The following is an 18,274-nucleotide window of genomic DNA, read 5'->3' on the forward strand; positions in this document are numbered from 1 at the left end:
GGGAGGCTGCGCGAGGCCGGCTGACCGGATGCTGCCACGGCCGGAGCCTGCCCGGACGTCCCGTGGGCCCCCGACCCTCCGCCCCGCGCGGAGCCGGGGGTCCGCCGCATGTCCGGATGCTGCCGTGCCCGGATGCTGATCTGGTGCCGCCGACGGGCCTCCGCGAGGCTCGGAGGACCACGACGAGAGGACGCACCATGACCGCCACTGCACCCGCCGCCACCCCGCACCTCGGCCCCGTCGCCGCCGGAGGCGCCCTCGCCTGGGCCGCGCTGGCCGCGCTGCTCCTGCTCGGGGAGCCGCACCCCGCGGCGGTCCTCCTGCTCGTGCTCGCCGCCGCCGCCGCGACCTCGCTGAGCGTCGTCGCCGTCGCCCGCCGGCAGCCCCCCGCCCGCCGTACCGGAGTCGTGATCGGTCTCCTCGCCCCCCTCCTCGCGAACGCCGGTCTCACTCCGCTCGCCGCGCTGGTCGGCCCGGCCGTGTTCGGAGCGGCGGCGCTGGTCCTCGCCGGTGAGCTCGCCGTCGTCGCGGTTCTCGCGCGGCGGCGCTGAGTGCGCGCCTCCTACACTCGGGAGGGTCGGGAGAACGGGGGGCCGCCGGTGCTGAGCGAGAACGCGATCGCGCTGTACCTGCACGCGTCCGTGCGCGGAGACTGGTCTCTCGAGAGCGCGTCGGACGAGCTCGGCGTCACCGTCGACGGCCTCCGCGAGGCGCGTGACGAGCTGATCGGGCTCCGGCTGCTCGCTCCGCTGCACGCGGGGGCGGAATCGCTCGCCACGGCCGCACCGGACATCGCCCTCGCCGAGCTGATCGCCGAGGACGAGCGGCGCCTCCTCGAGCTGCAGACCGGGATCACCCGCCGCCGCAGCGAGCTGATGGCCCTCGTCCCCGCCTACCGGAGCGCCCGCAGCGCCCTCGCCGCCGCGGAGCAGGTGGAGGTGATCGAGGACCCGGCGACCGTCCTCCGGCTGCTCCTCGACCTGCAGCGCGGAGCCTCGGAGGAGGTGCTGATCGCCGCTCCCGGCACCAGCAGCGTGGAGCGGCACGAGGCGAGCGACGCCGTCGACCGCGAGCTGCTCGGGCGCGGCATCGCGAGGCGGACGCTGTACCACGACCGCCGCCGCGACAACGCGGCTCTCCGGCGCTCGGTCGCGGAGCTCGAGCCGCTGGGCGCGCGGTTCCGGACCCTCCCGACGCTGCCCTTCCGGCTGGTGGTCTTCGACCGCTCCCTCGCGATCGTCGCCCGCTCCCGCGACGAGGACGACCGCGCCGCCCTGGTCGTCCGCTCCCCCGAGCTCGCGGCGACCCTGGCGCGCGTGTTCGACGCGGCGTGGGAGTTCGCAGCGCCCCTGCAGGCGGCAGGTGCCGAGGAGGAGCCCTCCCTCTCCGCGGTGCAGCGGTCGATCCTGCAGGGCCTCGCCGCCGGGCTCACCGACGAGGCGCTCGCGGCACGGCTGGACCTCAGCGTGCGCACCTGCCGTCGGCACATCGCCGGTCTCTTCGATCTGCTCGGCGCCGAGAGCCGCTTCCAGGCGGGCGTGCTCGCGGCCCGGCGGGGCTGGCTGCCGGTCCGACCGCGCTGACTCCGGCCGTCGGCGCGCTCAGCGCCGCGGAGCCGGGCGCCGTCCGTCGAGGGCCCGCTCAGCCCGCGTGCGCTCCGAGGAACGCGAGCGCCCGCGGCCAGGCGTCTGTCGCCGCCTCGGCCTGGTAGGTCTGCTCGTTCGCGTCGTTGAAGAAGGCGTGGCCCGCTCCCGGGTAGACGACGACCTCGACGTCCTTGCCCTCGGTCGCCTCGCGGAGGCGCGGCACCTGCTCGACGAGAGGAGCGTCCTGATCGCCCAGGAACGCCAGCACCGGCACCTGCAGCGCGCCGAGCTCCTCCGCGGACGCGGTGACGTGCCCGTAGAACGGCACGGCCGCCGCCAGCCGCGGCTCGGCCAGCGCGAGCGCCCACGAGAAGGTGCCGCCGTAGCAGAACCCGGTGACGGAGACGCTGGTCGCGCCCTCCTGGCGCAGGAGCCGCTCGACGAGGGCGCGGAGGATCGCGACGGTGCGCGTCGCGTGCTCCGGAGTGAAGACGGGGGCGAAGAAGGTGCGCAGCTCGACCTGGCGCGGCAGGCGCCGCACCGGGTGGTCGTAGTCGGCGCGCTGCTCCTCGTCGAGCTGCTCGAGCAGGCCGCTGTCGGCCAGGAGCTCGGGGGCGACGACGCTGTAGCCCTCGGCCGCGTATCGGTCGGCGACCGAGCGGATGTGCCCGTCGACCCCCCAGACCTCGTGGATCAGGATCAGCGCGCGGCCGCCCTCACCGCTGCGGTACACCGGTACGTCGTGCTCGGCCAGGGTCCAGGTCTCATCGCTCGTGGGCATGCTCGCACCCTAGCCCCGGACCCCGGGAGCACGCGTCGTCAGAAGTCGTACTCGCAGTTGCGGAGGTTCGCCACGTCCTCGGTGAGCGTCGGCTCCCCGCCGAGCAGGAACGCGTAGTTCTTCGAGTTGGAGGCCAGGAAGCGCAGCGTCGAGTCGTGCACGCAGTCGCGCTCGGTCAGCAGCACGGACGAGCCCAGGGCCGCCGCCGTCGTCGCTCCCGAGAGGGCGTCGGCGAAGGAGGACCCCGCGGCGAGGAAGACGCTGTCCTGCAGCAGCGACTGGGGGTAGGCGCTGTTCAGCTCGACGCTGGTCTCGTAGCGGTCGCGGCCGGCGATCCTCGAGACCGAGGGGGCGAGGCCGCGACGCGCGAAGTCCGCCACGTACGCGTCCCGGATCGAGGGGTCGCCGCCGAGGAACTCCACGTGCTCCGGCGCCAGGGCGCGCACCGCGGTCGCGGTCGCGGAGTCGGCGCCCGAGGTCGCACCGTCGACCAGCAGCACGGGCTGCGCACGCCAGCCGGCGATCGGCGCGGCCGACAGGGCGTCAGGGAAGTTCGTGCCGGTCGCGACGAACATGTTCGAGTAGGGGCCGGTGCCGAAGGCGTCCGCGACGATCCGGCGGGAGGTGTCGTAGCGGTCCGTCCCGCCGATGCGCTCGGTGCCGCCGACGATCGAGCGGATCGCGGACAGGACCCCGGGGCTCACGCTCAGCTCGCTGCCGACGACCACGACCCGCTCCGGGCGGAGGCGGCGGATCTCGTCGGAGACGACCCGCGGCAGGCGGTCGGGATCGGTGAGCAGGAGCGCGCCTCCGAGTGCGGCGGCGGCCGGGCCCGCGCTCAGCGCGTCCGGCCAGTTCGCCCCGCTCGCCACGTAGAGCACCGGGATGCCCGGGGAGAAGTAGCCCGTCGCCTCCACCGAGGTCGCGTAGCGGTCCGATCCGGCGAGGCGGCCGGTGTACTGCTGGTAGTCGCTGCTCAGCGAGAGGTCGATCCCGGCGGCCGATCCGCCCACCGGGACGCGCACGTCGCCCGCGTCGCCCGAGCGGAGGACGTGGTCCCAGTAGCTGTCGTCGATCACGCCGTCGCGGCTCGACGCCCGGACGAGGTAGTCGCCGGGGACGACCTGCTGGAACGAGTACGGGTTGTCGCCGCCCGTGATCAGGTCGAGCTCGCCGGTGCGGAAGTAGCCGTCGGTTCCCGGGTCGCGGTACCAGATGTCGACGCGCTGGTCGCCCGCGACGCCGCTCAGGCGTCCCTCGAGCGACCCCAGCCGTGCGGTGCGCAGCTGCACGCCGGCCGCAGGGGCCTGGAGCGGCTCGGCGCTGCGGGCGACGGCGCTGCCGCCGGACCAGAGGTCGGCGTACAGGTCGGCGTTGTCCTTGATCAGCAGGTAGTAGGTCTGCCCGGCGGTGAGCCCGTCGATGCTGAAGGTGAGGTCGCCGGCGACGGAGTGGTTCCCGAGGAGCCCCGCCTCGCTCGACCAGACCTCGACGTTCAGGAGGGCGCCGCGGGGAGTGGTGGTCGCGATCGAGCCGTCGGCCTCCTCGACCACGACACGGCCGCTGATCGACGCCGCAGCGCTCGCACGGGCGGCGCTCGGCGCCTCGTCCGGCACGGCGGGCAGGGGGGACTCGGCGCTGGGCTGCCAGAGCGGCTGCCCCTCGGGGAGCACGATCGAGCGAGGCGCGTCGGAGGCGGCGCCGAATGCGGCGACGGGGGCGGCCGACGGCGCGGCCGCCGATGCGGCGGAGGCGAGCGGGCTGGAGGTGATCGCCAGGGCGGCGACGAGGACCGCGGAGGAGGCGGACCTCAGAACGAGCGGGGACACGGCGGAGTGCCTGCTTCCAGGAGGAGGTCGCCCTGCGGCCGACCCGGCGGAGGGGATCGCGCTCATGCTAGCGGCGGCCCGCGCCCCGTCGTCCTCCCCGATCAGGGGTCAGGAGACAGGCGGCGCGACGAGGATGTCGTCCCACTCCAGAGCGCGCTCGAACCGGAAGCCGTGCCGCTCGTAGAGGCGGCGGGCGTCGCTGCGCTTCAGCACGTCGAGCCGGAAGGGCAGACCCGGCCGCGCCTCCTCCGCCATCACCCGGCGCAGGACGGCGCCGCCGACTCCGCGTCCCTGTGCGTGCGGCGCCAGGTAGAAGTGCTCGATCCAGACCGCGTCCGGCTCGACCCGCGCGGCGATGCTCCCGGCGAAGGCGCCGTCGAGCTCGATCACCCGGGTGAGCTCGGGCCGGTAGCCGTCGAGGAAGCGGTGCCGCACGCGGTGCTCGTCGTAGCGGTCGAGCGTCTCGAGCGACGGGCGCATGACGACCGCGCGCAGCTCGGCGATCGCCGCGGCGTCCTCCGAGGTCGCGGGGCGGAGCGACCAGCCGGCGTCGTCGGCCACGGTCAGCGGCCGCGGGGCTTGCGGGTGCGCCGCACCGCCGGCGCGGACGCCTTGGCGCGGGCCGGCTTCTTCTTGCCGCCGCCGGCCCTCTCCGCCTTCTCGCGCGCCTCCCGCGCCTTCGCCTTGGCGGCCTTCGCCCGCGACTCGACCTTCGGCGTCGCGGCGGTGCCGCGCGTGGTGTTCGCGCTGCGGCCGCGGACGACTCCGATGAAGTCCTCGACGTCGTCGCCCTTGTCGTCCGTCACCCAGGCGAGGCGGACGGAGGAGGGAGCGACGCCGGTCACCGGCACAGCGGTCACGTCCTTGCGGCTGTGCACGCGCGCCACCGACTGCGGCACGATCAGCACGCCCACGCCGGCCGCGACCTGCTCGACCGCGTCGTCGAGGCCGGCCATGCGCGGCAGCGGGCGCCGCGAGCCGTCCGCGAGCTCCTCGGCGACCGCGGCCCACTCCGGCACGTCCTCCGGATCCTGCAGGAGGTGCTCGCCGGCCAGCTCGGCGACGTCGAGCTCCTCCGCGGCGGCCAGGACGTGCTCGCGGCCGACGACGGCGACGGGCTGCTCGTCGTAGAGGTGGATGGAGCTGAGGGCGGAGGAGGAGACGTCGCCGCGGACGAACGACAGCTGCGCGCGGCCGTCGAGCAGCGCCTGCTCCTGATCGCGCTCGGCGACGACGGTGATGCGCAACGGGAGATCGGAGCGGCGCTGGCCCCAGACGCGGGTCCACTTGGTGGGGGTGACGCCGGGCACGAGGGCGACGGCGAGCACGGGGCCGGCGGGGACGGCGTCCTCGGCGTCGGAGTCGGCGGCGTCGGAGTCGGCGTCGTCGGAGTCGTCGACATCGCTGTCCCCGGCGTCGCTGTCCTCGGAGTCGAGGTCGTCGGAGTCGCCGTCCTCGGAGGCGCCGTCGGTGTCGTCCGACTCGGTTCCGGCTCCGGCGCCGACCGCGCCCGATCCGGCCGACGCGTCGACCGCCGCCGCGTCCGCCTCGCCCTCCGGACGCCCCTCCGCCTCGGGAGCGGCCTGCGGGTCGACGGTCTCGGGCTGCTCGCTCATCCCCTCAGGGTAGGTGGTCCGCGCCGCGCCGGTAGGGTTGCCGCATGGCCAAGGCGACACAGACGATGAAGGCTGCGACCGCGGCGAAGAAGCTGCAGGTCTACCTGCCCGCGACCCCGGAGGAGTTCCAGGAGTCGGCGATCACGCGCGAGCAGTACGACGAGCTCGCCGCGAACCCGCCCGCCTGGCTCGTGCAGCTGCGCGAGGAGGGGCCGCACCCCCGCTCCGTCATCGCCTCCCGGCTGAACGTCTCCATCTCGGGGCTCGCCCGCGGCGGCGTCACCGAGGCGCTGACCACTCCCGAGATCCAGGCCCTGCTCGACGAGGTCCCCGAGTGGCTGCGCGTCGAGCAGAACCGCTACGCGGAGGTCCGCCGCGAGCAGGCCCGCATCAAGTCCGAGCGCGCCGCCAAGGCCGCCGACTGACCCCACCCCCGCCTGCAGGACCCCGATCCGGCGCGGGCGACGTGGCCTGCGGGCCGGAGCGGGATCCCGCCGAGGGGAGCCGCGCGGCTACTGGTTCGAGAACGCGGCGTCGAACGACGCGGTCGGGGTCCTCCAGAGCAGCGAGCGGATGAAGCCGACGGCCTCCTTCGCGCCGTGGAGGCGGTCCATCCCGGCGTCCTCCCACTCGATGGAGATCGGGCCGGAGTAGCCGATCGACTCCAGCGCCCGGAACGCGTCCTCCCACGGGACGTCGCCGTGCCCCGTCGAGACGAAGTCCCAGCCGCGGCGCGGGTCGCCCCAGGGCAGGTGCGAGCCGAGCACGCCGGCGCGGCCGTTCTTCGGGCGCAGGCGGGTGTCCTTGCAGTCGACGTGGTAGATCCGGTCCTTGAAGTCGACGATGAAGCCGACCGGGTCGATGTCCTGCCACATCATGTGCGACGGGTCCCAGTTGAAGCCGAAGGCCGGGCGGTGCCCGATCGCCTCGAGGGTGCGCACGCTCGACCAGTAGTCGTAGGCGATCTCGGACGGGTGCACCTCGTGCGCGTAGACCACGCCGTTCGCGTCGAACTCGTCGAGGATCGGGTTCCAGCGGGTCGCGAAGTCCTCGTACCCCTCGTCGATGACGGAGGCCGGGACCGGCGGGAACTGCGCCACGTAGGGCCAGATCTTCGAGCCGGTGAAGCCGACGACCACGTCCACGCCGAGCTTGCGGGCGACCCGCGCCGAGCGCTTCATGTCCTCGGCGGCGCGCTGCCGCACCCCCTCCGCGTCGCCGTCGCCCCAGGTGTAGTCGCGCACGAGTGCCTTGTGGCGGAAGTCGATCGGGTCGTCGCAGACGGCCTGGCCGGTGAGGTGGTTCGAGATGGCGAAGACCTCGAGGCCGTAGCGGTCGAGGATCTCCAGGCGCGAGGCGGCGTAGGCGTCGTCCTCGTCCGCGCGCTTGAGGTCGAGGTGGTCGCCCGAGGCCGCGATCTCGAGTCCGTCGTAGCCCCACTCGGCGGCGAGTCGGGCGACCTCCTCGAAGGGCAGATCGGCCCACTGCCCGGTGAACAGCGTCACGGGGTGGGTGGCGGGGTAGGTCTTCTCGTCGCTCATGCGGCGATCTCCGTCCGGTCGTCGGCGGCGGGCACGGTCACCCAGGCGCCTGTCTCGGCCGCGTCGAGCACGGCCTCGGTGATGCGCGCCGCGCGGAGGCCGTCGGCGAAGGTCGGCAGACCCTCCACGTCGGCGCCCGCCACGGCGGCGTAGGTGTCGCGGGCGAACGCCGTGAAGGCGTCCTGGTAGCCCATCGGATGACCGCTCGGCACGATCGAGAGCCGGGCCGCATCGGGCGCGAGGATCGAGGCGTCGCGCGGCACCAGCAGGGCGCTGTCGCGCCGGCCGACCCACAGCGTCTCGGGGAGCTCCTGCTCGAAGCGCAGCGACTCCTCCAGCCCGGACACCTCGAGCACCAGCTCGTTGCGGTGGCCCGCGGTGACCTGCGAGACGAGGAGCGTGCCGACGGCGCCGCCCTCGAGCCGGACGATCAGGCCGGCCACGTCCTCGGTGGTCACCGGGCGGCCGCCGCGCTCGGCGTGGACGGTGCTCGTGATCGCGGCGAGCGAGTCGATCCGGTCGCCGGTGACGAACTCCAGCAGATCGACCAGGTGCGAGCCGATGTCGCCGAAGGCGCGCGAGCGGCCGCCGGCGGCCGGGTCGACGCGCCAGTTGTCGTCGGAGGCGCCCAGCAGCCAGTCCTGGAGGTAGCTCCCGCGGACGGTGACCAGGCGGCCGGTCTCGCCGGAGGCGACGCGGGCACGGGCCTCGCGCACCATCGGGTGGAAGCGGTAGGCGAACGGGACGGTCGCCACCACGCCGGCGGAGGACGCGGCCGCAGCGAGCGACTCCGCCTCCCGCAGCGTCGCGGCGAGCGGCTTCTCGCAGACCACGTGCTTGCCCGCCTCGATCGCCGCGAGCGCGAGTGCGGCGTGCGTGGCGTTCGGGGTGCAGACGTGCACGAGGTCGATGCTCTCGTCCTCGATCAGGGCCCGGGCGTCCGGGTAGGCGCGCTCGACGCCGAGCTCGGCCGCCGCCCGCTCGCCCTTCTCCGGGGTGGAGGAGGCGACTCCGGCGAGCACCGCTCCGGCGCTGCGGGCCGCGCGGCTGTGCACGGCCGCCATGAAGCCGCCGCCGAGCACGCCGACGCGCAGGGGCGCGGGCATCAGGAGAGGGTCGCTTCGGTCGGGTCCCAGCTCTCGGGCAGTGCGGGGCGGGGCGTCACGGAGCTCGTGACGAGGACCTTCTCGCCGGTCTCGGCGGCCTCGAGCAGCGAGAGCATCACGTCGGTGACGTGGTACGCGAGGTCTCCGGAGGCGGCCTCGGGGCGGTCGGCTCGGATCGCGCGGGCGAGCTCGAGCACGCCGGTGCCGCGGGAGGCGGTCGAGCCGGTCGCCGCGATGACCTCCGGCTCGGCGGACCCGCGGCGGTGCAGGGTGATCTCTCCGTCGTGCTGGTTCGGGTCGGGGAGGACGAGGGTGCCCTCGGAGCCGTTGATCTCGACGAAGCCGGTGCGCGGCAGGCTCGACTCGAAGCTCCACACGCCCTGGGCCGAGGCCCCGGACTCGAAGCGGAGCAGCCCGCCGATGTGCGTCGGGATGGTCACCGGGAACTCGGTGCCCTCCTTCGGGCCGGAGCCCACCACGCGGGTGGCGCGGGCCTGGGATGAGACGGCGGTGACGCTCTCGACGGGGCCGAGGTTCTGCACGAGCGTGGTGATGTAGTACGGGCCCATGTCCAGCAGCGGTCCGCCGCCCTCGGCGAAGAAGAACTCCGGGTTCGGGTGCCACGACTCGGGGCCGGGGCCCTGGAAGAGGGTGAGGGCCGAGAGCGGCGTGCCGATGGCTCCGCTCTCGATCACGCGCTGCGCCGTCTGGAGGCCCGCGCCCAGGAAGGTGTCGGGAGCGGTCGCGACGCGCAGCCCCTTCTCCTTCGCCAGCGCGAGCAGCTCGATCCCGCTGTCGCGGTCGAGCGAGAAGGGCTTCTCGGTCCACACGTGCTTGCCCGCCTCGACCGCGCGGCGCGCGACCTCGACGTGCGCGGCCGGGATCGTGAGGTTCACGACGATCTCGATGCCCTCGTGCGCGAGGAGCTCCTCGACGGTGCCGGAGGCGGGGACGCCGAAGGCCTCGGCCTGGGTCCTCGCCCGCTCGAGGTCGATGTCGGCGACGAAGAGCACCTCGAGGTCGGGGAAGACGGTGAGGTTGGTCAGGTACTGGGTGCTGATGTTGCCGGCGCCGATGACGCCGACGCCCACGCGGCCGGTGCCGCTCATGCGCCGAGCCCCGAGACGTAGCGGTGGGCCGACTCCAGGCCCTCGAAGATGTCGCCGGCGTAGGCGTCGAACTCCAGCACGGGCAGGGCCTGCGGAGCGGCGGCGAGGATCGCCGGGACGTCCATCGCGCCCTCGCCCGCGGGCAGCTGCTCCTGGGTGTCGGCCGAGATCGGGCCGTCCTTCACGTGCAGGAAGCGCACCTGGTCGCCGAGGCGTCCGAGCACCTCGACCGGGTCGTCGCCGCCGACGGCCGCCCAGTAGGTGTCGAGCTCGAGGACCATGCGCGGGTCGAGCAGGCTCGCAAGGTGCTCGAAGGCGCTGCGGCCGTCGACGCGGTTCTCGAACTCGAAGGCGTGGTTGTGGTAGCCGAGCACCAGGCCGCGGGCGGCGGCGGAGTCGACCAGCGCGTTCAGCTCGTCGGCGATGCGGGCGACGTCGTCCGCGGTGGTCCAGCGGGTCGGGTCGACGAAGGGGTCGATCACGGTCTCGACGCCGAGCGAGGCGGCCGTGTCGAGGATCTCGTCGACGGTGGCGTCGCCCTGCGGGCCGAGGAGGCGCGCGTGGGCGCTGGGAGCGCGCAGTCCGCTGGCCGGGAGCGCCGCGCGGTAGGCGTCGGCCAGGTCGACGAACCCGAAGAGCTCGACCGTGGTGAAGCCGATCGCCGCGAGGCGGTCGAGGGTGGCGGGCAGATCGGCCGCGAGCGGCTCGCGCACCGAGTACAGCTGGACAGAGAGGTCTGGGGGTGTGGCCACCGGTGGGGCTCCTGATCGCATCGGAAGGTGTGCCTCGAACCCTACGCGGACTTTTGCTCACGGACAAGCAAAACTAGCCCTGCGCGCCCGCCAAGTCGGGCACCCGCCGCACAGAAGCACGGGCGCTGTGGTTGACTCTGGCCATGTCCCCGCGCCGCCGCATCACCGTCAGCGCGGTCGGCGAGCTGCTGCTCCTGCTGGCCGACGGGGCGCCCCGGACGCGGGCCGACGTGGTCGCCGAGACGGGCCTGCCGCGCGCGGCCGTCTCCGCTCAGCTCGACGTCCTCACCGCCTCCGGCCTGGTCGCCCGGCAGGACGACGCCCCCTCCTCCGGAGGCCGCCCCGCCGCCCGCGTGGCCTTCGACCCCCGGGCGCGCAGCCTCCTCGCCGTCGACCTGGGCGCCGCGCACGCCGTCGTCGCCCTGACCGACCTCGACGGCACGGTCCTCGCCCGCCGCCGCGAGAGCATCGCCATCGCCGACGGCCCCCTCGCCGTCCTCGGCCACGCCCTCGACGTCGCCGCGGCCCTGCTCGGCCGGACTCCGGCGGCCGGCCCGCTCGCGGGAGTCGGCGTCGGCGTCCCCGGACCCGTCGAGCACGCGACGGGCCGCCCGGTTAAGCCGCCGATCATGCCCGGCTGGGACCGCTTCGACATCCCGGAGTTCGTCGGCCGCCGCCTCCCCGTGCCCGTCCTCGTCGACAACGACGTGAACCTGCTGGCGCTCGGCGAGCACGCCGACCACTACGCCGACGTCGACGACCTCCTCTACGTGAAGGTCTCCACCGGCATCGGAGCCGGGATCGTCAGCGGCGGGGCCCTGCAGCGCGGAGCCCTCGGAGCCGCGGGCGACCTGGGCCACGTGCAGGTCCCCGGCGACCGCGGCGAGGCCGACCTCGAGGCGATCGCGAGCGGCTCGGCGATCGCCCGCCGGCTGACCGAGTCCGGGATCGACGCCGCCAGCACCTCCGACGTCGTCACCCTGCTGACCGGCGGGGACCCCACCACCGTCGAGCTCACGCGCGCCGCCGGCCGCGACATCGGCGAGGTGCTCGCCACCTGCGTGAACCTCCTGAATCCGTCCGTCATCGTCGTCGGTGGCAGCATCGCCCAGGCCAGCCACGAGGTCCTCGCCGGGGTCCGCGAGGTCGTCTACCGCCGCTCCCTCCCCCTGGCGACCCGCGCGCTCGACATCGTGCAGGCCGCGGCCCAGGGCGGAGGCGTCCGCGGTGCCGCCCTGATGGTCCGGCGCCACCTCCTCTCCCCCGCGCACGTCGACGCCTTCCTCGACGCCTGAGCCGCCGGCGCGAGCCGTCCCGCCCCGGTGAGACGCCGCGGGTCGGCGTGCCGATTCGACCGGGCGCCGCAGGGGGCAGAGAATGAATCGGTGCCCGACCTGCAGCTCTCCTTCCCCTGGGAGACGCAGCCCGTCTTCACGGACGCCGAGCCCCCGCACCTCCGGAGGGTCGTCGCCGACTCCTCGGACCGCGTCGCCTGGCTCCGCGCCCGCTCGCGCGGCATCACGGCGACCGACGTCGCCCGCCTCTCCTCCCCCGCCGCGATCGGCAGGGCCGCGCTCGACAAGCTCTACGGCACCGGCTTCGGCGGCAACGCCTTCACCGATCACGGCCGCGCCCGCGAGCCCGAGATCGCCGCCTGGGTGCGGAGCGAGCACGCGATCGAGCCCAGCAGCACCCTCTTCCACGCAAGCCAGGAGCGGCGCCACCTCGCCACGCCCGACGGCATCGGCCTCCGCGAGGACGGCCGGCTCGAGCTCTGCGAGATCAAGACCACGACGAAGCCGTGGCGGAGCATCCCGCGCCACTACCTGCGGCAGGTCTTCTGGCAGCAGTACGTCCTCGGCGCCGAGCGCACGCTCGTCGTCTGGGAGCAGCACCGCGACTTCGTGCCGATCGAGGGCGAGCCGAACTCCCGCTGGGTCGACCGCGACGAGGACGAGATCCACATCCTCGTCCGCCTGGCGGGGATGCTGATGGCCGAGCTGCACGAGCGGACGCGCGCCCGGTGACGGTCCTCCTCCTGCACGGCCTGGGCGGCGACCGCTCCCAGCCGCTGGGGCTGCTGCGCTCCGCCCTCCCCGCCGGCAGCGAGGTCATCGCTCCGGACGTCCGCGCCCACGGCGCCTCCGAGCTGCTCGGCGCGCCCGGCGACTTCGCCCTCGAGGCGCTGGCCGACGAGGTGACGGAGGAGGTCGTGCGGGCCGGAGCCGCGCACAAGCCGCTCACGGTGCTCGGCATCTCGATGGGCGCGGCGATCGCCCTGCGCCTCGCGGTCCGACGCGTGCTGCCGATCGACCGCGCCGTCTTCGTGCGCCCCGCCTTCACCGCCGAGCCGCTGCCCGAGAACCTCACCGTGTTCCCCGTCATCGCGCAGCTGCTGCACGACCACGGAGCGAAGCGCGGCGAGCGGATGTTCCGCGCCTCGGGCCTGTTCGCGCGCGCCGCCGAGGTGTCCCCCGCGTCGGCGGAGGCGCTGACGCTGCAGTTCCGCTCCCCGCGGGCGGCCGAGCGCGCCGTCCGGCTCGCCCAGATCCCGCGGAACGCCGCCTACCGAGACTCCGGAGAGCTGGGCGAGGTCATCGCGCGCACCCTGGTGATCGCGGCCGAGCGCGACCCCGTGCACCCGGTCGAGGTCGCGGAGGCGTGGGCTAGGGCTCTTCCGGATGCGGACTGCGAGCGGGTGCCGTCGCGGGACGAGGGCTTCGCCGCTCAGCAGGACCGGATCCGCGGGCACGTCCGCGGCTGGCTCGCTCAGCGCTGAGGTCCTCGAGCGCGAGCACCAGGCCGACGAACGCGAGCCAGAGCACTGCGATCGCCGTCGCCACGAACTCGAGCGTCCCGCCGAGCCGCAGCCACACGCGCAGGAGCGACAGGATCCCGCCCGTCCCGGCGACGACCGCCACCGAGATCCCGGCGGCGAGCGAGAGCCGCGCGACCGCAGGGCGCCCCCGCACGGTCGCCAGCTGGAGCATCGCGGCGCAGGCGGCCCCGAAGCCGAGCACGGCGGCCGAGGTGTGGATGAGGTCCTGCCAGCGGAAGGCCGGCCCGACCGGCAGCGGGCAGCCCGCCGTGCAGGTCACCTGCGAGGCGAGCGCGAAGCAGGCGGCCGCCAGGAGGATCGCGCCCGCCGGGCGGAGGGCGGGGAGCAGGCGGGCGCGCACCGGCCAGGCGCCCGCGGCGATCAGCGCGCCGCCGGCCGCCACGAGCAGAAGAGCGGCCTCGAAGGCGCCCGCCGTCGGCAGGTCCGGCGCGCCCATCTCGCTGACGTAGACCCAGCGGCTGGTGCCGATGCTGATCCGGGCGGCCAGGAGGACCACGAGCCCGGCCAGGACAAGGAGGGCACCGCCGACCAGCAGGGTACGTCGGCGTCGCATCCCCTCATCGTGCCAGACCGGGCGCCCGCGGCTCCGCGCGCCAATCTTCTCCCGAGGGTGACACCCCCGTAACAGCGCCGACTCATTGCCTCGATTGACTGGTCGCGGCGTCGGATGCGGGGATCGGGGGCGACGTCCTCGGCACGCTCCACCCGCACGCCTCAGCGACAGGAAAGGCGACGATGCACACCAGCGCGCTCGGGCACGGCCTCGCGATCGGCGAGATTCCGGAGGAGGTCGTCCTCCCCGACACGATGACGGCGGCGGTGATCGACGCGCCGGGCGACGCCTCCGCCCTGCACCTGGCGACCGTGCCGACCCCCTCCGCCATCAACGCCGAGTTCACCGTGAAGGTGGTCGCGGCCGGCGTGAACCCGCTCGACGCGAAGACGCGCGCGGGACAGGGGGTCGCCTCGCAGATCGCCTCCTACCCGGCGGTCCTCGGCCACGACTTCTCGGGCGTCGTCGTCTCGAGCCCCTACCCGGCGCATCCGCTGCGGCCGGGCGACGAGGTCTACGGCTTCGTCATGGTGCCGCGCTACTCGGGCTCCTACGCGGAGTACGTCAGCGTGCCGAGCGTCTCCATCGCGCGGAAGCCGTCGACGCTCTCGCACGTGGAGGCGGCCGGCGTCCCGCTCGCGGCGCTCACCGCCTGGGGCATGGTCGTCGAGCTCGCCAAGGCGCACGAGGGCCAGCGGATCCTCATCCACGCCGGGTCGGGCGGAGTCGGCCACTTCGCGGTGCAGTTCGCCGCCTACTTCGGCGCCTCGGTGATCGCGACCGGCTCGACCCGCAACCTGCAGTGGCTGCACGAGCTCGGCGCCGCGCAGGTGATCGACCACACGGCCGAGCGCTTCGACGAGCTGCTGTCCGGCGTCGACGTGGTCATCGATCTGGTCGGCAACGTCCACGACGACACGGGCTCGCGCTCGCTGAGGGTCCTCCGCCCCGGGGGCCTGATCGTGAACGCGCCCACCGGGAGCTGGCCCGGGTTCTTCGAGGAGGCGGCCGCTGCGGGCGTGCGCGCCTCCACCTACCGCGTCGCTCCCGACGGGGCGACCCTCGGCGTGGTCTCGCGCCTGCTCGAGTCGGGCGACGTCCGCGTCTTCATCGACGGCATCTTCCCTCTCGCCCGCGCCTGCGAGGCGCACGAGCAGCTCGAGACGGGCCACACCCGCGGCAAGATCGTCCTCACCGTCTCCGAGGGCTGATCTCCGCGAGAGGCCGCTCCGGTACGCGACGCGGAGCGCGTCGCGTGCCCGGGTGGCGTCTCGCGGGGAGGGTCAGGCGAGAGAGCGCTCGAGGACGAAGTCGTCCTCCCAGCGGTCGCCGACGAGGAAGCGCTTGCGGCCGACGACCGCGAAGCCGTGCTTGGAGTAGAAGCGCTGAGCACGCGCGTTCTCCTCGTTGACGCCGAGCCAGACGCCCGCGGCACCGTGAGCCCGCGCCTCCTCGAGGGTCGCGGCCATCAGCGCGGCCGCCGCTCCGGAGCCGTGCCGGCCGGGCAGGAGGTAGAACTTGCTGAGCTCGACGGTCGGACGCAGCCGGATCGCCGCGACGACGTCGGCGTCGGCGGGCTCCCCGCGCACGAGCATCGCGTAGCCGGTCAGCGCGCCGGAGTCGTCGTCGACCAGGAGCGAGCGGAGCGGATCGGCGAGGTGGTCGCGGAAGCGCTCGACCGAGAGCACGGTGCGCACGAACTCGGCCTTCGCCTCCGCGGTGGTGTGCGGCGGGCAGGCCAGCGGGAAGGTCGCGGCGGCCAGCTCGGCCAGGGCCTCGGCGTCGGCGGCCGACGCGCGGCGGACGGTCACGGGAGGCGCGGCGGAGCGGAGCGGCGGATCACCGGTCCAGTATGCCGGGACGACGAAGGAGGGGGCCCGCCGAAGCGGACCCCCTCCTCACGTCAGTGCGTGCTCGGCTCAGGCCAGGACGTTGACGTCCAGCGGGATGCCGGGGCCGAAGGTCGTCGAGACGGCGGCCTTCTGGATGTAGCGGCCCTTCGAGGAGGACGGCTTGAGGCGGAGGATCTCGTCGAGCGCGGTCTTGAAGTTCTCCTGGAGCTGCTCCTCGGTGAACGCGGCCTTGCCCACGACGAGGTGCACGTTGGCGTGCTTGTCGACGCGGAACTCGATCTTTCCGCCCTTGATCTCGGTCACGGCCTTCGCCACGTCCGGGGTCACGGTGCCGGTCTTCGGGTTGGGCATGAGGCCGCGGGGGCCGAGCACCTTTCCGAGACGGCCGACCTGGCCCATGAGCTCCGGGGTCGAGACGGCGGAGTCGAACGAGGTGTACCCGCCCGCGACCTTCTCGATGAGCTCGGCGCCGCCGACCTCGTCGGCACCGGCGGCCAGCGCGGCCTCGGCGGCCGGACCGGTCGCGAACACGATGACGCGGGCGGTCTTGCCCGTGCCGTGGGGCAGGATGACCGTGCCGCGGACCATCTGGTCGGCCTTGCGGGGGTCGACACCGAGCTTGAGGGCGACCTCGACGGTGCTGTTGAACTTGGCGGAACCGGTCTCGCGGGCGAGCGCGACGGCCTCGTCGGCCGTGTAGAACTTGCCCTCTTCGAGCTTGGCCGCGGCGGCCCGGTAGGCCTTCGACTTCTGTGCCATGTTGTTTCTCCTTGAAACGAGAATGTGGTTCTAGAGCCTGGCGGGCTCTCCCACGGGGGTGATGGAGTTCTGGTGGTGCCGCGATCGCGGCCGTGACTGCTGCTCGCGGGAGGCGGAGAGGTCCTGCGGAGGCGCTTCCGGCCCGGGCGCGCGACCCCGCTGAGGGGCCGCCGTCGGGTTCTCGAGGCTTCCGCGGTGGGTCCGCGCCGGTGGGCGCGTCGCTCCCGCCGTCGAGCAGCGCGTCGCGCTACTCGACCGTGATGCCCATCGAGCGGGCGGTGCCGGCGATGATCTTCGCGGCGGCGTCGATGTCGTTGGCGTTCAGGTCGACCTGCTTCGCCTCGGCGATCTCGCGGACCTGCGCCTGGGTGAGCTTCGCGACCTTCACGGTGTGCGGGGTCGAGGAGCCCTTGGCGACGCCGGCGGCCTTCTTGATGAGCTCCGCCGCGGGCGGGGTCTTCAGTACGAAGGTGAACGAGCGGTCCTCGTAGACGGTGATCTCGACGGGGATGACGTTGCCGCGCTGCGACTCGGTCTGCGCGTTGTACGCCTTGCAGAACTCCATGATGTTGACGCCGTGCTGACCGAGCGCCGGACCGATCGGGGGCGCGGGGTTGGCCGCGCCGGCCTTGATCTGGAGCTTGATCAGGCCGGTGACCTTCTTCTTGGGGGCCATTCTGATTCCTTTTCTCAGGGTTCGAGCGGTCGGGGGCTCCCGGCCGCTCTCCCGCGCATCCGACGGTGCCGGATCGCGGTGGAGGAGGGTCGTCCGACGCGCACAGAGGCGGGCGCCGACACGAAAACCCGTACGAGCTTACACGAGCGGGGCCACCCCCGACAGGGCGGAGGAGGGGCCGACGCCCGGGTGCGCTTGGGGCGGCGTTGGAGGGGGCGCCGCCCGGAACGGCGAACGCCCCCTCCGACGTGCGGAGGGGGCGTTCACGCGGCGCGGAGGCGACGCGTCAGAGCTTGGTGACCTGGTCGAACGACAGCTCGACCGGGGTCTCGCGCTCGAAGAGCGAGACGAGCACGGTGAGCTTGCCGCTTTCGGGCTTGATCTCGCTGATCGAGCCGGGAAGACCCGCGAACGAGCCCTCCTTGATGGTGATCGTCTCGCCGATCTCGAAGTCGACCTCGGCGGGCAGCACGCGCTGGGCCTGCTTCTGGCCCTTGGCGCCGGAAGTCTTCGAGGGGGCGACGTCCTTGATCTCGACGAGGCTCTTCAGCATCGTGAAGGCCTCCTCGAAGCGCAGCGGGGTCGGGTTGTGGGCGTTGCCCACGAAGCCGGTGACGCCCGGGGTGTGGCGGACGACCGACCACGAGTCCTCGTTGAGGTCCATGCGCACCAGCACGTAGCCGGGGATGCGCACCCGGGTGACCATCTTGCGCTGGCCGTTCTTGATCTCGACCACGTCCTCCATCGGGACCTGGACCTCGAAGATGTAGTCCTCGGCCTCGAGCGAGACCTTGCGGTTCTCGATGTTGGACTTCACGCGCTTCTCGAAGCCGGCGTAGGAGTGGATGACGTACCACTTGCCCGGCTTGCCGCGCAGCTCGGTGCGGAAGGCCTCGTACGGGTCGATGTCGGCGAGGTCCTCACCGGCGGCCTCGGCGTCCTCGGCGGCGACCTCGGCCTCGTCCTCGACGGCCTCGAGGGCCGCTTCGGCCTCCTCGACGGTGTCGATGTGCGCGGCCTCGTCGACCGCGGAGTCGGCCTCGGGGTCGTCGACGGAGCCGATGGCGTCCAGCGCTGCCTCGAGGTCGGAGGCGAGGTCGTCCTCGGACTCGTTCTCGTCGATGATGCTCAGCGCACCCTGCTCGGCGGGCTCGACGGCGTCCTCAGCCTGCGACTGGACGTCGCCCTCCTGCTCCTCCTCGACCTCCGACGACTGCTCGGCAGCCGTCGCCCAGTCGACGTCGTCGCGGTTTCTGTCAGACACTCGTCACAAC

General features: G+C 73.8%; 20 protein-coding genes. 7 read left to right on the forward strand and 13 right to left on the reverse strand.

Annotation, left to right across the window (positions count from 1 at the left end; translation table 11 throughout):
• Positions 1-197 precede the first annotated feature (197 nt).
• Both GTU71_RS08635 and GTU71_RS08640 read left to right on the forward strand, forming a co-directional pair.
• A complete protein-coding gene (locus GTU71_RS08635) occupies positions 198-551 on the forward strand; it encodes a hypothetical protein (protein WP_104227061.1) in 354 nt (117 codons plus the stop codon).
• A gap of 48 nt (positions 552-599) precedes the next feature.
• Positions 600-1,583: a LuxR C-terminal-related transcriptional regulator gene (locus GTU71_RS08640; protein ID WP_159939683.1), complete on the forward strand. Its 984-nt coding sequence runs from the start codon at positions 600-602 to the stop codon at positions 1,581-1,583.
• A gap of 58 nt (positions 1,584-1,641) precedes the next feature.
• On the opposite strand, the gene GTU71_RS08645 is transcribed toward GTU71_RS08640, so the two are convergent.
• The 4 genes from GTU71_RS08645 to GTU71_RS08660 form a co-directional block, all read right to left on the reverse strand.
• Positions 1,642-2,367: a dienelactone hydrolase family protein gene (locus tag GTU71_RS08645; RefSeq protein ID WP_104282054.1), complete on the reverse strand. Its 726-nt coding sequence runs from the start codon at positions 2,365-2,367 to the stop codon at positions 1,642-1,644.
• Between the two features lie 38 nt (positions 2,368-2,405).
• Positions 2,406-4,196, reverse strand: coding sequence for a cell wall-binding repeat-containing protein (locus tag GTU71_RS08650; protein WP_159939684.1), 1,791 nt, complete (start codon positions 4,194-4,196; stop codon positions 2,406-2,408).
• A gap of 108 nt (positions 4,197-4,304) precedes the next feature.
• Complete coding sequence (locus GTU71_RS08655; RefSeq protein WP_244230509.1) at positions 4,305-4,757, reverse strand: GNAT family N-acetyltransferase; 453 nt, start codon at positions 4,755-4,757, stop codon at positions 4,305-4,307.
• Between the two features lie 2 nt (positions 4,758-4,759).
• Positions 4,760-5,812 (reverse strand): LysR substrate-binding domain-containing protein, encoded by a 1,053-nt coding sequence (locus GTU71_RS08660; RefSeq protein WP_159939685.1) that lies wholly within the window; start codon positions 5,810-5,812, stop codon positions 4,760-4,762.
• Between the two features lie 44 nt (positions 5,813-5,856).
• Here GTU71_RS08660 and GTU71_RS08665 point away from each other — a divergent pair, with 44 nt between their 5' ends.
• Positions 5,857-6,237 carry a DUF5997 family protein gene (locus GTU71_RS08665; RefSeq protein ID WP_104223641.1) on the forward strand — a complete coding sequence of 127 codons (381 nt, stop codon included), beginning with the start codon at positions 5,857-5,859 and terminating at the stop codon, positions 6,235-6,237.
• Positions 6,238-6,324: 87 nt separating this feature from the next.
• Here the strand turns inward: GTU71_RS08665 and GTU71_RS08670 are convergent, their stop codons facing one another.
• Genes GTU71_RS08670 through GTU71_RS08685 form a run of 4 tightly spaced genes read right to left on the reverse strand, consistent with a single transcriptional unit; the run spans position 6,325 to position 10,320 of the window.
• Positions 6,325-7,353, reverse strand: a complete 1,029-nt coding sequence (locus GTU71_RS08670; RefSeq protein WP_167299019.1) for a sugar phosphate isomerase/epimerase family protein — start codon at positions 7,351-7,353, stop codon at positions 6,325-6,327.
• Positions 7,350-8,459 (reverse strand): Gfo/Idh/MocA family oxidoreductase, encoded by a 1,110-nt coding sequence (locus GTU71_RS08675; RefSeq protein ID WP_104282410.1) that lies wholly within the window; start codon positions 8,457-8,459, stop codon positions 7,350-7,352. Before GTU71_RS08675 ends, GTU71_RS08670 begins: the two co-directional genes overlap by 4 nt.
• Entirely contained in the window at positions 8,459-9,568 is a 1,110-nt protein-coding gene (locus GTU71_RS08680; protein ID WP_104234231.1) for a Gfo/Idh/MocA family oxidoreductase, read from the reverse strand. Before GTU71_RS08680 ends, GTU71_RS08675 begins: the two co-directional genes overlap by 1 nt.
• A complete protein-coding gene (locus GTU71_RS08685; protein ID WP_244230510.1) occupies positions 9,565-10,320 on the reverse strand; it encodes a sugar phosphate isomerase/epimerase in 756 nt (251 codons plus the stop codon). Before GTU71_RS08685 ends, GTU71_RS08680 begins: the two co-directional genes overlap by 4 nt.
• A 143-nt stretch (positions 10,321-10,463) precedes the next feature.
• Between GTU71_RS08685 and GTU71_RS08690 the strand changes: the two genes are divergently transcribed.
• From GTU71_RS08690 to GTU71_RS08700, 3 genes are all read left to right on the forward strand, one after another.
• Positions 10,464-11,615, forward strand: a complete 1,152-nt coding sequence (locus GTU71_RS08690) for an ROK family transcriptional regulator (RefSeq protein ID WP_104223637.1) — start codon at positions 10,464-10,466, stop codon at positions 11,613-11,615.
• A 99-nt stretch (positions 11,616-11,714) separates the two neighbouring features.
• Positions 11,715-12,347 (forward strand): YqaJ viral recombinase family protein, encoded by a 633-nt coding sequence (locus tag GTU71_RS08695; protein ID WP_104238303.1) that lies wholly within the window; start codon positions 11,715-11,717, stop codon positions 12,345-12,347.
• Entirely contained in the window at positions 12,344-13,099 is a 756-nt protein-coding gene (locus GTU71_RS08700; RefSeq protein WP_159939686.1) for an alpha/beta fold hydrolase, read from the forward strand. Before GTU71_RS08695 ends, GTU71_RS08700 begins: the two co-directional genes overlap by 4 nt.
• On the opposite strand, the gene GTU71_RS08705 is transcribed toward GTU71_RS08700, so the two are convergent.
• The gene (locus tag GTU71_RS08705; RefSeq protein ID WP_104223635.1) at positions 12,987-13,712 is read right to left on the reverse strand and encodes a DUF998 domain-containing protein; all 726 of its coding nucleotides are present in this window, start codon (positions 13,710-13,712) and stop codon (positions 12,987-12,989) included. The genes GTU71_RS08700 and GTU71_RS08705 overlap by 113 nt on opposite strands.
• 254 nt (positions 13,713-13,966) lie before the next feature.
• Here GTU71_RS08705 and GTU71_RS08710 point away from each other — a divergent pair, with 254 nt between their 5' ends.
• On the forward strand, positions 13,967-14,923 hold the full coding sequence (locus tag GTU71_RS08710; RefSeq protein ID WP_104223660.1) for an NADP-dependent oxidoreductase: 957 nt from the start codon (positions 13,967-13,969) through the stop codon (positions 14,921-14,923).
• Positions 14,924-14,995: 72 nt separating this feature from the next.
• Here the strand turns inward: GTU71_RS08710 and GTU71_RS08715 are convergent, their stop codons facing one another.
• The 4 genes from GTU71_RS08715 to nusG form a co-directional block, all read right to left on the reverse strand.
• Entirely contained in the window at positions 14,996-15,523 is a 528-nt protein-coding gene (locus GTU71_RS08715; RefSeq protein WP_104268595.1) for a GNAT family N-acetyltransferase, read from the reverse strand.
• A gap of 108 nt (positions 15,524-15,631) precedes the next feature.
• On the reverse strand, positions 15,632-16,324 hold the full coding sequence (rplA, locus tag GTU71_RS08720) for a 50S ribosomal protein L1 (RefSeq protein ID WP_104223633.1): 693 nt from the start codon (positions 16,322-16,324) through the stop codon (positions 15,632-15,634).
• Positions 16,325-16,571: 247 nt separating this feature from the next.
• Positions 16,572-17,000, reverse strand: a complete 429-nt coding sequence (gene rplK, locus GTU71_RS08725; protein ID WP_104223632.1) for a 50S ribosomal protein L11 — start codon at positions 16,998-17,000, stop codon at positions 16,572-16,574.
• Positions 17,001-17,286: 286 nt separating this feature from the next.
• Positions 17,287-18,264, reverse strand: a complete 978-nt coding sequence (gene nusG / locus GTU71_RS08730; RefSeq protein WP_104234235.1) for a transcription termination/antitermination protein NusG — start codon at positions 18,262-18,264, stop codon at positions 17,287-17,289.
• Between the last annotated feature and the right edge of the window lie 10 nt (positions 18,265-18,274).

Source organism: Rathayibacter sp. VKM Ac-2762 (assembly GCF_009866585.1).
GTDB lineage: Bacteria > Actinomycetota > Actinomycetes > Actinomycetales > Microbacteriaceae > Rathayibacter.

What these genes read in the sequence shown, in the direction of transcription:
- GTU71_RS08660 (WP_159939685.1), bottom strand. Translation starts at nt 5,812, where the DNA reads ATGAGCGAGCAGCCCGAGACCGTCGACCCGCAGGCCGCTCCCGAGGCG.
- GTU71_RS08680 (WP_104234231.1), bottom strand. Translation starts at nt 9,568, where the DNA reads ATGAGCGGCACCGGCCGCGTGGGCGTCGGCGTCATCGGCGCCGGCAAC.
- GTU71_RS08645 (WP_104282054.1), bottom strand. Translation starts at nt 2,367, where the DNA reads ATGCCCACGAGCGATGAGACCTGGACCCTGGCCGAGCACGACGTACCG.
- GTU71_RS08710 (WP_104223660.1), top strand. Translation starts at nt 13,967, where the DNA reads ATGACGGCGGCGGTGATCGACGCGCCGGGCGACGCCTCCGCCCTGCAC.
- GTU71_RS08690 (WP_104223637.1), top strand. Translation starts at nt 10,464, where the DNA reads ATGTCCCCGCGCCGCCGCATCACCGTCAGCGCGGTCGGCGAGCTGCTG.
- GTU71_RS08635 (WP_104227061.1), top strand. Translation starts at nt 198, where the DNA reads ATGACCGCCACTGCACCCGCCGCCACCCCGCACCTCGGCCCCGTCGCC.
- GTU71_RS08670 (WP_167299019.1), bottom strand. Translation starts at nt 7,353, where the DNA reads ATGAGCGACGAGAAGACCTACCCCGCCACCCACCCCGTGACGCTGTTC.
- GTU71_RS08705 (WP_104223635.1), bottom strand. Translation starts at nt 13,712, where the DNA reads ATGCGACGCCGACGTACCCTGCTGGTCGGCGGTGCCCTCCTTGTCCTG.
- GTU71_RS08665 (WP_104223641.1), top strand. Translation starts at nt 5,857, where the DNA reads ATGGCCAAGGCGACACAGACGATGAAGGCTGCGACCGCGGCGAAGAAG.
- rplA (WP_104223633.1), bottom strand. Translation starts at nt 16,324, where the DNA reads ATGGCACAGAAGTCGAAGGCCTACCGGGCCGCCGCGGCCAAGCTCGAA.
- rplK (WP_104223632.1), bottom strand. Translation starts at nt 17,000, where the DNA reads ATGGCCCCCAAGAAGAAGGTCACCGGCCTGATCAAGCTCCAGATCAAG.
- GTU71_RS08675 (WP_104282410.1), bottom strand. Translation starts at nt 8,459, where the DNA reads ATGCCCGCGCCCCTGCGCGTCGGCGTGCTCGGCGGCGGCTTCATGGCG.